Origin of the sequence: Chryseobacterium sp. VD8 (assembly GCF_037149975.1) — a bacterium.
Lineage (GTDB): Bacteria > Bacteroidota > Bacteroidia > Flavobacteriales > Weeksellaceae > Chryseobacterium > Chryseobacterium indicum.
Genome location: NZ_JBBCQL010000104.1, coordinates 1 through 14,784 on the forward strand (window position 1 = coordinate 1; position 14,784 = coordinate 14,784).

Annotated in this window: 12 protein-coding genes; 5 read left to right on the forward strand and 7 right to left on the reverse strand. The window is 37.0% G+C overall.

The window, feature by feature from the left end:
• From WFK35_RS12550 to glgB, 7 genes are all read right to left on the reverse strand, one after another.
• The coding region (locus WFK35_RS12550) for a thiamine pyrophosphate-dependent enzyme (protein WP_336732877.1) at positions 1-1,819 on the reverse strand (1,819 nt) is incomplete at its 3' end.
• 124 nt (positions 1,820-1,943) lie between these two features.
• A complete protein-coding gene (locus WFK35_RS12555) occupies positions 1,944-2,984 on the reverse strand; it encodes an SRPBCC domain-containing protein (RefSeq protein WP_336732878.1) in 1,041 nt (346 codons plus the stop codon).
• Positions 2,985-3,151: 167 nt separating this feature from the next.
• Positions 3,152-4,420, reverse strand: coding sequence for a glucose-1-phosphate adenylyltransferase (locus WFK35_RS12560; RefSeq protein WP_214589914.1), 1,269 nt, complete (start codon positions 4,418-4,420; stop codon positions 3,152-3,154).
• A gap of 15 nt (positions 4,421-4,435) precedes the next feature.
• A complete protein-coding gene (locus WFK35_RS12565) occupies positions 4,436-4,969 on the reverse strand; it encodes an FEKKY domain-containing protein (RefSeq protein WP_336732879.1) in 534 nt (177 codons plus the stop codon).
• A gap of 3 nt (positions 4,970-4,972) precedes the next feature.
• On the reverse strand, positions 4,973-6,379 hold the full coding sequence (locus WFK35_RS12570) for a glycogen synthase (protein WP_336732880.1): 1,407 nt from the start codon (positions 6,377-6,379) through the stop codon (positions 4,973-4,975).
• Between the two features lie 29 nt (positions 6,380-6,408).
• Positions 6,409-6,963, reverse strand: a complete 555-nt coding sequence (locus tag WFK35_RS12575) for a hypothetical protein (protein WP_336688826.1) — start codon at positions 6,961-6,963, stop codon at positions 6,409-6,411.
• Entirely contained in the window at positions 6,960-8,912 is a 1,953-nt protein-coding gene (glgB, locus tag WFK35_RS12580; protein WP_336732881.1) for a 1,4-alpha-glucan branching protein GlgB, read from the reverse strand. Before glgB ends, WFK35_RS12575 begins: the two co-directional genes overlap by 4 nt.
• Before the next feature lie 215 nt (positions 8,913-9,127).
• Between glgB and WFK35_RS12585 the strand changes: the two genes are divergently transcribed.
• The 5 genes from WFK35_RS12585 to WFK35_RS12605 form a co-directional block, all read left to right on the forward strand.
• On the forward strand, positions 9,128-10,249 hold the full coding sequence (locus WFK35_RS12585) for an alpha/beta hydrolase-fold protein (RefSeq protein ID WP_336732882.1): 1,122 nt from the start codon (positions 9,128-9,130) through the stop codon (positions 10,247-10,249).
• Between the two features lie 3 nt (positions 10,250-10,252).
• Entirely contained in the window at positions 10,253-11,668 is a 1,416-nt protein-coding gene (locus WFK35_RS12590; protein ID WP_336732883.1) for a M17 family metallopeptidase, read from the forward strand.
• 140 nt (positions 11,669-11,808) lie between these two features.
• The gene (locus WFK35_RS12595) at positions 11,809-13,020 is read left to right on the forward strand and encodes an ATP-grasp domain-containing protein (protein ID WP_214589921.1); all 1,212 of its coding nucleotides are present in this window, start codon (positions 11,809-11,811) and stop codon (positions 13,018-13,020) included.
• 160 nt (positions 13,021-13,180) lie between these two features.
• Positions 13,181-13,894, forward strand: coding sequence for an alpha/beta hydrolase-fold protein (locus WFK35_RS12600; RefSeq protein ID WP_336732884.1), 714 nt, complete (start codon positions 13,181-13,183; stop codon positions 13,892-13,894).
• A 45-nt stretch (positions 13,895-13,939) separates the two neighbouring features.
• Positions 13,940-14,784 (forward strand): ATP-grasp domain-containing protein (locus WFK35_RS12605; protein WP_336732885.1); only part of this gene is annotated, 845 nt, incomplete at its 3' end.

Below are 14,784 nucleotides of genomic sequence, written 5' to 3' on the forward strand. Positions count from 1 at the left end.
AAAGCGTTGCATAAGCCAGCCATTCTCCAAGAGCCCAGTCTAAAGAGTTTCCTTCAATCGCTTTTAATCTGTTTTCGAAAAGTCTTGTAATTTTATTTAAGAACTTTTTGTCTGCCGGAAGTGTAGACATTTTAACAGCCAATTCTTTCAGCTTTTCAAGGTCATATTTTGTATCAACAGGTTCCTGAACTGCTCCTCTTTTCCCAATCGGATAATTCGTCCAGTCATCTGCCATGAAAACGTCCATTACGTTCTTTTCAATTTCTTTAGAAGCATCAAAGTCTTTATCTAAAAGTGCTTTGAATTCTGTTTCCATTTTAGCGATCACATCGTTGGATGTTACGTTGTCTTTCAGTAATTTATCTTTATAAATTTCTCTCGGATTCGGGTGCTTGGAAATTGTTTTATACAAATTAGGCTGTGTAAATCTTGGCTCATCTCCTTCGTTATGACCATACTTTCTGTAACCTAACAAATCGATATACACATCTTTTCCAAACTTCGCTCTGAAATCAGCCGCAAAATGGATCGCATGAACCACCGCTTCTGCATCATCTGCATTTACGTGCATTACAGGAGATTCTGTAACTTTAGCAACGTCTGTACAATAGGTAGAAGATCTCGCATCCATATAATTTGTTGTAAACGAAACCTGGTTGTTCACCACGATATGAACCGTACCTCCTGTTTTGTAACCATCTAAAGTCATCATCTGTGCAACTTCGTAAGCAATACCTTGCCCTGCAATTGCTCCGTCACCATGAATAATGATTGGTAAAACTTTAGAATAATCTTTATATTTATCATCCACTTTTGCACGGCAGATTCCTTCTACAAGGGCTGCAACCGTTTCAAGGTGAGATGGGTTTGGCGTTAAATTAATGGAAACTTCTTCTCCTGAAGCTGTTTTGATTTTTTTAGATGAACCTAAGTGGTATTTTACGTCTCCTGAGAATACATCTTCTTCAAATTCTTTTCCTTCAAATTCTGAGAAGATCTGCTTGTAAGATTTACCGAAAATATTGGTTAAAACATTTAATCTTCCTCTGTGCGCCATTCCTAAAACCACTTCATCTACGCCCAGTTGGGAAGATCTTGAGATTAACTGATCCAAAGCAGGAATTAAAGTTTCACCACCTTCCAATGAGAATCTTTTCTGCCCTACAAATTTGGTGTGAAGATAATTTTCAAACGCTACCGCCTGATTTAATTTTAATAAAATCTCCGTTTTTTCGTTAGCTGAAAGATTCGGGTGGTTTTCGTTTACCTGAAGCCATTGTTTGATGAAATCTTTTTCTTCAACATTATTGATGTGCATATATTCCACACCGATAGAATCGCAGTAGATGTTCTCTAAATGTGTGATAAGTTCCTGTAGAGTTGCAGGACCTTTCATTCCTGTTTCAACCGCACAGTTGAATTTTGTATTTAAATCTGACTTATCCAGACCGAAGTTTTCGATGTCTAAAGTCGGCGTATAATGTCTTCTTTCTCTTACTGGGTTTGTTTTGGTAAACAAATGTCCTCTCGTCCTGTACGCCTCAATAAGGTTTACTACCTTGAATTCTTTTTTGATGTGTTCCGGAACTTCTCCGTTTGTTGCTGCCTGAGTTGCCTGCTGAACAACAGGTGCTGAAACTGCGGGAGCCTGAACATATTGAACGTTATCATCGTCTCCGTAGTTCTCCAAAGCAAAATCGAAACCCTGAAAGAAGGCTTTCCATGATGGTTCTAAAGAATCGGGATATTTTAAGTACTGTTGGTATAAATCCTCAATTAACTGAGAATGAGCTGCGTTTAGGAATGAAAATCTGTCCATTATTACAGTTTATCTGTTATTAAAATTTGTTTGTAGAATTAAGCTTCAAATTTAATAAAAAAAACCGATTCTGAACAGCCTTTAAACTATTAAAAAAACTATAAAAGAAATAAATCTACAGAATTTACTTAAATACTGATAATGAGAGCTTCATATTGACATCCTGATCTTCCGTCGGGCGTTCTATAAAAGTCTGACGAATATCATTAAAACGCATCTCGTCTTTCTTGGCTTTCTGGATTAATTGTTGTATAGCCTTTACTCTTCCGGCATAATTCCCTTTGTAGTAGATCACATAATTCTGGGTTGGACTAATCGTTCTGAAACTGAAGTTATTATCCGTAACCCCAAACTTTTTAGACAGAGGAATTCCCAGAAAATAGGACACTTCTTTGTCTTTATAATTGTCCGCATCTGTAATCAGCATCGGGAAACCGAATTCATCTTCTTTTTTGCCCAGATCCATTGTGGTGTAATTGTAAATTTTATTATAATTCATCACAATATTTTTGTAAAGGGCATCTTTTTTATTGGAAGTACTTACGTTGATTCCTAGCAATAACTTTTCTTCTTCATTTTCTACCATCAGACTGTCGTATTTTATCGAAGCCATCTGATTGTCTTTTTCCACTTTATTGCCTAAAACATTTTTAAGATTCACCATACTTTTGTTGATGTTTTCTGCGAAACGGTCTTCGGTCCAGAAATTTTCAACCCTTCTTAAAACAGAAAGTTTAGGCGTATGAACTACCCATGTAATTTTGGTTTTTTCAGCGGATAATGCTTTAAATTTAACGTCAACGACAGTCGGGCTTTCATTTTTTTCTTCAAAAAGCTGATACCTTAAAGATTTATTCGGGTTTTCGTAACGGATAAACATTTCTCCATCCGTATCATTTTTCGGATCTGCGTAGCTGATGGAACTTCCCTGCCCTTCATACGGCGTATAATAATCGATATCAATAGACTGAGAACTTGTAAAAAAGTTATTCCATCGCGTAAAATGCTGAAGATTGTTGAATTGTGAAAAGACTTTTTCCAAAGGATAATCGATCTCCTTTTCTATTTTGAAATCTTTGCTTTCGTCCACAAAATAATACATGGAAGCTGCATAAGCTCCAATCAGCAAGACAATTACTACCGCTATGATCTTAAAAAAACGCATTGTACAAAAGTATAGAAAATAACAAGAGTGACCAATATGCTGATCACTCTGTTTTTAATTATTTTTTAGCTGGAAGATACGAAGTATGGAGGATGGAAGTTTACTATCTGACTGTTTTATTCTTTAGAATTTAATTGAATCAGACCTACCCAACACTTCTCTACTTTCTACCCTATGTGAGTTCCCGGTTTAATAACGGCTCCTTTTTTCACCACAATAATTCCGTCCTGTACAGAATGTGTTCCGTAATCTCCATCTTTAAGGTGTTTTCCGCCGATGATTCTTACGTTATCCCCGATGTAGCAGTTTTTATCCAGAATTGCTTTTTCGATGTAACAATATTTCCCGATTCCCATATTAGGCTGTCCGTTTCTGTCGTTCATTACGATTTCTGTGGTATCCTGATAAAAATCGGCTCCCATTACGTAAGCATTCACAATAGTACTTCCTTTGTCTATTCTCGTTCTGTTTCCGATAACGGAGTTTTCAATTTTATCTGCCATTATAATGCATCCGTCTCCGAAAACTGCCTTGCTTACGTAAGAACCGTTTACTTTTGACGGCGGAAGCATTCTTGCGCGTGTGAAAATCGGCGAAGAAGAAAATAAGTTGAACTGCGGGAAGTCCTGACAAAGATCCAGATTGGCTTCATAGAAAGATTCGATGGTTCCGATGTCCGTCCAATAACCTTCGTACTGATAGCTTAAAGTGGTATATTTTCCGATGGAATTCGGGATAATATCTTTTCCGAAATCATCTCCGGCTCCTTCATCAAACATCTTTTTCAGAATGCTTTTCGTGAAGATATAAATTCCCATGGAAGCCAGATATTCTTTTCCGGCATGTTTATTTTCTTCAGAAACCTCAGATTTTAAGCCGTCTAAAAGATCATGAGTAGGTTTTTCGACAAAAGAAGTAATATTTCCTTCATCATCAGAACTCAGAATTCCGAAACCTGTTGCGTCTTTTGCATTCACCGGAATGGTAGCAATGGTTACATCGCCTCCTTTTTCAATGTGAAAATTCAGCATCTCCCTGAAATCCATCTGGTACAACTGATCTCCTGAAAGAATCAGGATGTAATCATAATCATATTTTTCAAGGTGCTTCATCGACTGGCGCACTGCATCTGCGGTTCCCTGATACCAACTGTCGTTTTCAACATTCTGCTCCGCAGCCAAAATATCTACGAAACCTTTGCTGAAAATATCAAAATGATAAGAATTTTTGATATGGGAATTTAATGAAGCTGAATTGAACTGCGTTAAAACCAGAATTTTATTTAATCCTGAATTTAAACAGTTGGAAATAGGAATATCCACCAATCTGTATTTTCCCGCGATGGGTACAGCCGGTTTGGATCTTGAATACGTAAGTGGGAACAATCTTGTTCCTCTACCTCCTCCTAAAACAATGGAAATTACATTGCGATTCATAGTTTATCTTGCGTTTTATTTTATTAGGTTTACTGTTCTGTTTTTTGTATCAACATTTACTGTAAATGCAATCCCGTTTTCAGGATATATTTTGTTAATATTTACTTTATAAAAGTCCGGTCTGCCCAACTCTTCAGCATCTTTATCTACATCATCAATCTCAATCTTATGCTTAGCCAGTTCTTTTCTGAATACTTTATTAGTGATTAAAACATCCATGATATCTACTGGTTTCATTGTATAATCCTGAATATCCTTATCATATAAATCTTTCCAGTTTTTGCCGTATCTTTTTTGAAGAGCTAGATCTGTTTTTTCATTTTCAGATCTTACACTGTCCACCAATTCTTGGGTAACTTCGCATCCTGCAACTCTTACTGTTTTTATTTTCCATTTTTTGTTAACTGTTTTTTCGATTTCTTCTCTCTGAAAATTTGGAAGTCCATAAGTTAAAAACCAATAGTATCCGTCTTTATGGATCATCGTTTCCTCTTTTTGATGACAGGAAAGAACAATTATTATTGCAAATAGAAAATACAGTTTTTTCACGATTTAATTCTTATATAAAGCTATGTATTTTTCGGCTGATTTTTCCCATGCAAAGTCAAAATTCATATTGGCACGGATTAAATTTTCCATTTCACCTTTTTTATTGTAAACCAATAAGGCTCTGTTCATTGCATGGATAATATCGTCCACTCCCGGAAACGTAAAATTAATTCCTGCTCCTCCGGTAGAAATATCTTCTACCGTGTCTCTTAACCCTCCTGTATACCGCACAATTGGAACGGTTCCGTATCTCATGGAATACATCTGGTTAAGACCGCATGGTTCCACTCTCGACGGCATGAGCAAAAAGTCCGCCGAAGCGTATATTTTATGGGAAAGATGTTCCTTATATCCAAGATCCAGAGCAAAATTGCTGTAAACATAATCGTACTCTTTCAATTTATTTTCAATATAAGAATTTCCGGATCCCAAAATCATGATATTTAAAGCGCCATAACTCTGCTTAATGCTTTTCCAGACTACGTCGGGAAGAAAATCTGCTCCTTTCTCTGTGGCAAATCTTCCGATGAAGGCAAACAATGGAAGTTCCAGCTTCAAGCCGTATTCTTTACATAGTCTTTCTTTATTTTTTTTCTTCTGGGCAATGGCATTTTTAACATTAAAATTAAAATCCAGCATCGGATCGGTTTCCGGATTCCAGACTTCCGTATCAATTCCGTTAATAATTCCGTAGGCTTTCCCGAATTCATCACGAACAAGGCTTTCCAGACCTCTGAAACTTACAAAAAGCTCTTCAAGATAACCCTGCGAAACCGTTGTAAAAGCATTGGCACATTTAATCATACTTGCCAACGGATTCATGAATCCGTTCCAGTCCAGCAATCCCCATTTATACTGATCGAAAGCCGGCATATAATTCGCCATTTCCCAGCTCATCATTCCCTGATATTCACCATTGTGAATGGTTCCGATGGTTTTTACGCCTTTTAAAAATGAAAATTCAGGACAATGCTGAATCATAAAAGGAACAAGACCTGTGTGATAATCATGACAATGCAAAATATCCGGTCGAATTCCCATCGCACTCAGCCAATGAAGCGTGCCGTGCTGAAAAGCCAAAAACTGAAAATTTTCATCTGAATATCCGTAAGGATTATCGCGGTCTAAAAGTCCCGGAATTCTTACCATAAAAAGCTCAAAGCCCAAAGTATTGGTTTTTTCCTTTAAAACCTGCACCTGAAGCATATTTGATCCCTGATGAATGAAGCCATCAAAAACTATGTCAAACTCATGATCATGCACGAAAGATTTGTTGTACCAAGGCATAACCACCTTCGCATCAATATCTTTAATTTTGTTCTGGTATTTTGGTAAAGCTCCCACTACATCTGCCAAGCCTCCTACTTTTGCTACCGGATAACACTCCGTACTTAGATGGTAAATGATCATTTTTTTCTCTCTCGTTTATTATTTATATTTTAATTAAAATCTTCAATATTCGGGATTTTATAAATCTCAAATACAAAAAAAGATCTGCTTTCTATGAATTCTTCTTTAATGATAATATTCACTTCGTCTGATCGAAAACCCATAACGCCATATTTATCAATATTATTTCTGTCAAATTGAGAAGAAGGATCAAAATCAAAACGCTTTCTTTTGAATTCCGTGAAACTCTCCTCTTCTGTATTGTCATCCATTATTTCCCATTCTGTCTCTTCAACCTGCTGTCTGCTGATAAACTTAAACTCAAAATCCTTCATCGTTCTGAGAACATCTATGATTTCCATAGTTTTATTTTTATCTCCGACAAAATCGATCTGACAAATCTTATTTCTCAAAAAAACTATTTTATATTTTTCAATTTTAAAATTAAAAAAATATAAATCCTGATTAAGCTTCACCTTACTAACAGGAGCATTAATTCCGGCTTTCGAAAACGACTCCAGAGTTTCACTGTCGAAATCTGTCCTTGTAATTATATCCTTGAGACTTTCATAGTCTTTTCCTAAAATTTCCAATAACTGAATCATTGCTTTTTATGTTGTTTGATTCTGTTATGCTTATTATACTTTTTATCTTTTCTTTTTAAAATAATTCCTGAAAGCGGAGGTAGACTTACATTGATCGATTTCTGGTGATTCATATATTCTTCATACTGTTCACTGAAAATTTCAGGTTTATAACCGCTTCCCGAATACCGTTCATCATCAGAGTTAAAAATAATTTCCCAGTGACTTCCTGCATTTACGCCTATTTTATAATCCAGAACTTCCGGTTTCAGGTTGAGAATCACCATAAAAACATCATCTTTTTTCTTTCCTTTCCTCAAATAGACATACACGGAATTCTCAAGATCATCTGCTTCCACCCACTCAAAACCATCTCTGCTGAACTGATTTTCATAGAAAGCCGTTTCATATCTGTAAAGATGATTAAGATCTTTCACCAACGTCTGCAAACCTTTATGAACAGGATATTCCAGCAAATGCCAATCCAGACTCTGCTTAAAATTCCATTCGCTGGTCTGTCCGAATTCATCGCCCATAAAAAGCAGTTTTGCTCCGGGATGCGTAAACATATATACATACAAAGCGCGAAGATTGGCAAATTTCTGCCATTCATCGCCTTTCATTTTATAGATGAGACTCGCTTTTCCGTGTACTACTTCATCATGAGACAAAGGCATCATATAATTTTCATTATACATATACATGGAAGCGAAGGTAAGTTTATGATGATGAAACTTTCTGTTTTCGTGTTCTTCTTTAAAATAATCCAGCGTATCGTGCATCCATCCCATCATCCATTTCATTCCGAATCCTACTCCGCCGTCATGAACAGGCTTTGTAAGCATAGGGAAATCCGAACTTTCTTCCGCAATGGTGATAATATTGTCTCCAAACTCTTTATAAACAGCGGTATTAAAATCCTGCAAAAATGCTTTCGCTTCGAGATTTACATTTCCTCCGTAAATATTTGGTTCCCATTCTCCTTCATTTCTGGAATAATCGAGGTGAAGCATGGAAGTTACTGCATCTACACGCAATCCGTCTGCATGATACCGTTCCAGCCAGAACATCGCATTGGAAATCAGAAAAGATTTCACTTCATTTCTTCCGTAGTTGAAAATGTATGATTTCCAGTCGGGATGAAAGCCTTTTCTGCGATCTTCATGCTCATAAAGATAAGAACCGTCAAATCTGTGCAAACCATTTGCATCACCCGGAAAATGTGAAGGAACCCAGTCTAAAATCACGCCGATTCCGTTCTGGTGAAGCTCATCAATCAAAGACATTAAATCCTGCGGAGAACCGAAACGTGAAGTCGCTGCATAAAATCCTGTAATCTGGTAACCCCAACTCGGATCGTAAGGATATTCCATCACCGGCATAAATTCTACGTGGGTAAAGCCCATTTCTTTAATGTAAGGAACGAGTTTTTTCCCGATATCGCGGTAATTCAGAAACTTTTTCGGATCATTTCCTTCTCTTACCCAGGATCCCAGATGCAGTTCATACACCGACAACGGAGCATTTAACGTATTTTTTTTCCAGCGGTTTTCCAGCCAGTCTTTATCTTTCCATTCATACCAAGTGGTAGAAACCAATGAGGCAGCCTGAATATTCTGTTCCCAGCTTAAAGCGTAAGGATCACTTTTTTCTAAAATTTCTCCGCGCGGCGTTTCTATAGCATATTTATACAAAGTTCCCCGCGTTAAACCTGCAATGAAGCCTTCCCAGATTCCGGATTCGTCCCATCTCGGAAACAGAATATGATCTTTATGATTCCAGTTGTTGAAATTTCCGATTACCGAAACTTTTTTGGCATTGGGAGCCCAGACAGAGAAATACACTCCTTTCACCCCATCTTTTTCAGCGGAATGTGCGCCGAATTTATCATACAGCTTATAATGCTTACCTTCTTTGAAAAGATAAACATCATGATCCGTAAAAAGAGTGTATGTTTTAACCGAATTCATCACGGTTTTGATTTAATTTTTATATTTTTCTTGAAACTACAAAAAATATCTGCAATAATCATTAATAAATTTTGAATAAATTATTATGTTAAACTCTTTGCTGTACTTGTTTCTATCAAATATACCGCTTTTTTATTCAGTGTTTATCGTTTTAAAATGATTTGTCTTAAAAAGATTTTTTATAAATTTATGCTTTAATTTTACTAAAAACACGGATGAAGTTTGAACTTTACACAGCAGAAAGTGATGAACGAACGGTTTACATCACAGGAAATTTTAACAATTGGAATCCGAAAGACTACAACTTTCAACTGATCCAAAAAGACTCTCAAAATTATTTTATCGAAATCGACGATCAGCTTTTGCCGGATGTTATTGAATACAAATTTACTAAGGGCGGTTGGGAAAATGTAGAACTTGATAAATACGGAAGTATCACTCCGAACAAAAAAGCTTTAAAATCCTCAGGAAAAACATCAGATACCGTTGAAAAATGGAGATTCAACTGGGGACCTTTCAAGGATGAATATTTTCCGATTGCAGAAATTATTTCGGAGGAATTCTATATTCCGCAGTTAGACCGCTACAGAAAAATCTGGGCACTTCTACCCTATGATTATTATGTTTCCGACAAAAAATATCCTGTTCTGTATCTTCAGGATGCACAGAATTTATTTAATGAAGGAAGCGGCTACGGAAACTGGGAAATCGATAAGAAACTTTCCATTCTTTCAGAATACGGTCGTGGAGATGTCATCATCATTGCAGTAGAACACGGGAGCGAAGAAAGGATTAAAGAATATATTTTTGATAACGACAATGTAGCGAACGGATCGGAAGGTAAAAAATACATCCGCTTCATTACAGATACTTTGAAACCTTATGTCGACCAGACTTACCGCACCAAAAGAGATCGTGACAACACCGGGATCGGAGGAAGCTCTCTTGGCGCACTGATCAGCATTTACAGCGGATTTCTTTATCCTGAAGTCTACTCCAAACTATTGATATTTTCGCCTTCACTTTGGGTGGAACCGAACAACAATTTCCCGATGATGAATTTCAGAGTTCCTTTTAAAACGAAAATCTATCTTTACGGAGGCGGTCAGGAAGGCTCAAAAATGGTAAAGAGAATCCATATTTTCGAGGAATATTTAAAACGCTGGGAAAAGAAAAACCTATTCGATTTTGAATTCAGAACAAGCATCAATCCGGAAGGTACACACAGCGAATTTTACTGGTCGCAGGAATTCCCGAGAGCGATTGAATGGCTTTATTATAACAACACAGAAAATCCGGTGGAAGTAAAACCACAGCAGGAAAGCATTAAAAATTAAATTATGAAATTAATCAACAAAAAAAATAAAAATTATACACAGGTTTTTCATCTTTTCACAGAAGAAGAATGGACGAAAACCAGCAAAAATTTCAATAAAAACATTTCAACTTTCTTTACGGGTAAAAAGCATGAAGTTTTTGTGAATGCCCATGAAGAAGGTATTACTTATTTTATAGGCTTAGGAAAATCTACTTTGCAGAATTTTGAAATTCAGCAGGTTGCCGTTAAATTTTCCCAGACGCAGAAAGGGAAAGTACAACCTGTTCCTACATTAGTTGTGGCAGAATGTATCAATGAGAAGCAATTTGAAGAATTTGCAAAAGGTTTATTGCTGGGAACCTACAATTATCCTTTCGAAAAAACGCATGCGTTCTGGAATGCTAAATTTGAGCTTCATTTTGAAAATTTAAGCCAGAAAAAATTAGATACCATCAGTAAAAAAGCCGAGGCACTGAGCAACGGACAAACCGCCTGTCAGGAATGGCTGAACAAACCTGCCAATCTTAAAAAACCGGATACTTTCAGTTTATATTTAAAAAATCTAGCCAAAAAATACGATTTAAAATACACTTCTTTTAACAGGAAAAAGTGTGAAGAACTTGGTTTGGGAGCTTATCTTTCCGTTAATCAGGGAAGTGCTTATGATGCTGCATTCACCATTATTGAATACAAAACCAACGTTAAAAATGCAGTCACTTTCGGCTTGGTCGGAAAATGTGTATTGTTTGATACGGGCGGAATTTCTCTGAAAAATCCCGACAATATGCATTATATGAAATCGGATATGGGCGGTGCAACTGCCGTTTTGGGAACGCTGATTTATGCCGCGGAAATGCAGCTTCCGGTTAATATTGTTGCTATTTTACCTGTTACCGACAATGCTATTTCTGAAAATGCCTTTCTTCCGAGTGACGTTATTACCGCTTACAACGGAAAAACAATTGAGGTTCTTAATACCGATGCGGAAGGCAGAATGATTCTTGCCGACGGACTTTCTTATATGGCAAAAAACTTCAAAACAGATTTTCTAATCGATCTTGCCACGCTTACCGGAAGTTCTGTAAGGATGTTTGGCGATACGTGTGGCGCTATGTTTTCCAACAATGAAGAATTGAAAAATCTTCTGATAAAAACCGGCGATAAAACCAATCAGAGACTTTGGAATTTACCGCTTTGGGATGTCTGGAAAGATGATATTCAGTCGGATGTGGCAGATATTAAGAATATTTCGATGAAACCTATCGGAGATTGCATTATTGCGGCTAAATTTTTAGAACAATTCATTGAAAACCATCCTAAATGGGCGCATCTTGATATTGCCGGAGTGGCGTTCGGAAATGTAGGTTATGCCAAAGAAAAGGCTGCAACGGGATTTGGAGTGCAATTATTAGCCGATTTAATCGAAAATTATCACTAAAAATTAGTTTATTACAAAAATTCTCTGTATAATTGAAATAGAATTTTCAAAAGCGCACAATATTTTAATTTTTAACATTAAATAATTAATAAAAAAACGTTTTTATTTTTGAAAGTTCATCAAAAATTAAAAAACATTGTATGGAGGAGAAAACAATAGTATGTATTTCGTGCTATTACAAGGGTTATGATTTCATGGATGAAATGAAAAAACTCGGTAATAAAATAATTTTAGTAACATCCGAAAATCTTAAAGAAAAAAACTGGCCGTGGCATGCCATCGATGAGGTATTTTATATGCCTGAAGTAAAGCCTTCTGTCTGGAATCTGGATCATCTCGTGCAAGGATTTTCCCATCTCATGCAGACCAGAAAAGTACACGCCGTCATTGCTCTGGACGATTACGATGTGGAAAAGGCTGCGCTTATCCGCGAAACATTCAGAATTCCGGGGATGGGACAGACTACGCACCGCTATTTCAGGGATAAACTTGCCATGCGACAAAAAGCAAAGGATTCCGGAATTAATGTTCCTGAGTTCACGGCAGTTTTTAATAATGATGAGGTTAATCGTTTTATTGATGATGTTCCTGCACCGTGGGTTTTAAAACCACGTTCTGAAGCTTCTGCTTCGGGAATCAAAAAGCTGTCTTCCAAAGAAGAGCTTTGGGAAGCTTTGAACAATCTTGGGGAAGAGCGTCACTTATTCCTTCTGGAAAGCTTTAAGCCCGGAGATGTTTATCATGTAGACAGCCTTACTTTTAATAAAGAAATTGTTTTCACTTCTGCCTCAAAATATTTGGCTCCGCCGATGCAGGTTTCGCATGAAGGAGGCGTTTTCAGAACAAAAACGCTTGGGAGATATTCTGATGAATTTATGGCTCTTGAAGAGGTCAATTCGAAAGTTTTATCCAATTTCGGACTAATCAACGGTGCAACACACACAGAATTTATCCGCAGCAAAGACGACGGGAAATATTATTTCCTTGAAACTTCATCAAGAGTGGGAGGAGCACATATTCCGGATCTTGTAGAAGCATCGAGCAGCATCAATATCTGGAGAGAATGGGCGAAAATTGAAGATGCTTTATTAAGAGGAAAAAACTATGAGGTTTCTAAGCCTACAGGATATTATTCGGGACTTATTGTCGCTTTAATTAAAGACAAAGAGCCGGATTACAATCAGTTTGAATGTGAAGAGGCTGTAAAATTCCTGCCTATCGATTATCATGTCGGAATCGTTTACAAATCGAAAGACTCAGTAGTCGTACAGGAAAGATTAGACACGGCAGCCGAAAAAATTCATGCTGAATTACTGAATATTCTTCCGCCGAAAGACAAACCCATGTCATAATTTGAACAGAGAAATTAACATCAAAGAAATTATTGATTTTATAAAATTAAGTTTACACGAAGGCTCTGCTTTAAGAAGTACTTTAGATACAATTAAATCAGGAGAATGGAAAGGTAAACCTTATTATCAATTTAATGATTAAACCCAAATACGAAAAAAAATGCCACAGATAGAGCATACAGATTATTACTCACATATACTAGGAACAAGTCTTAAAGTGGAAGTTACAGGACATTACGGTTATCCGATCATCATGTTTCCGACTTCACAGGGACAGTATACCCAAAACCATGATTTTCATCTTAACGGAAGCATCAACTGGTTTATAGAACAGGGAAAAGTAAAACTGTACAACGTTCAGACCATAGACGGATGGAGTTTTTATGACAATAATATTTCTCCTCAGCAAAGGATTAAAAATTATGAAAGATATGTTCAGTTTCTGATTCAGGAATTTGTTCCTTACATCCAGAAAATGCACAAAACGCATCGCATTGCGGTAGCGGGAGCCAGTTTCGGTGGATATCATGCGGCTAATTTTGCTTTCCGTTTTCCGGACGTTGTTTCGCATCTGTTCTGCCTGTCCGGAGCATTCAGCATCAGAAATTTTATGGACGGCTATTCCGATGAGCTGGTATATTTCAACTGTCCGCGCGAATTTGTAAGAAATGATGAAGCATGGAAATACAAACATATGCATATTGTTTTGAGTACTTCCGATCAGGATATCTGTAAAGATAAAAACGTGGAAATGGCAGAAATTTTAGCTTCCAAAGGCATTGATTTCTGGTATGATGAAAGAAAGTGGATCAACCACGACTGGCCGCTCTGGAGAATGGTTTTCCCAACTTTTATCGGAGCATTCTTTTCTTAAAAACTTAAAAATTAATATTAAAATACAACATTAAAAAATACATTTATGGCAAAAAAAGTAGGAATTCTATTCGGTATGGAAGATACGTTTCCTTGGGCGTTTATTGATAAAGTTAACGAATTGGGAGGCGGAGAAATCATCGCAGAACCTGTACATATCGATAAACTTGAACAGGGCGCAGATTACGGATATGCTGTAATTATCGACAGAATTTCGCAGGATGTGCCTTTTTACAGAGCGTACCTGAAAAATGCAGCATTGAACGGAACGTATGTCATCAACAATCCTTTCTGGTGGAGCGCAGACGAAAAGTTTTTTAATAACGCTTTAATGACGAAACTGGGAATTCCGCTTCCGAAAACAGTTTTGCTTCCGTCTCACGAAAGACCGACAAATACTTCAGAAACTTCTTTCAGAAACCTGAAATTCCCTCACGACTGGGATTATATTTTCGATTATGTAGGTTTTCCTGCGTACATGAAACCGCATGACGGAGGCGGATGGAGAAACGTATACCGCGTGGAAAATCCAGAGGATCTTTGGTCGAAATTAAGCGAAACTGAGCAGTTGGTTATGATGGTTCAGGAAGAAATTATCTTTGACGATTACTACAGAGTATACTGTTTAGGCAAAAAATATGTTCATATCATGCCTTATGAGCCGAGAAATCCTCATCATCTGAGATATGCAACTACACATCAGACGCAGGGTGAAGAACTGGAAAAATTATTAAAAACAATTCACGACTACACCATCAAAATGAATGAAGCGCTTGGCTATGATTTCAACACGGTAGAATTCGCGGTAAGAGACGGAATTCCTTATGCAATCGACTTCTGTAATCCGGCTCCGGATGCAGACAAAAATTCTGTAGGAGAAGAAAATTTTGC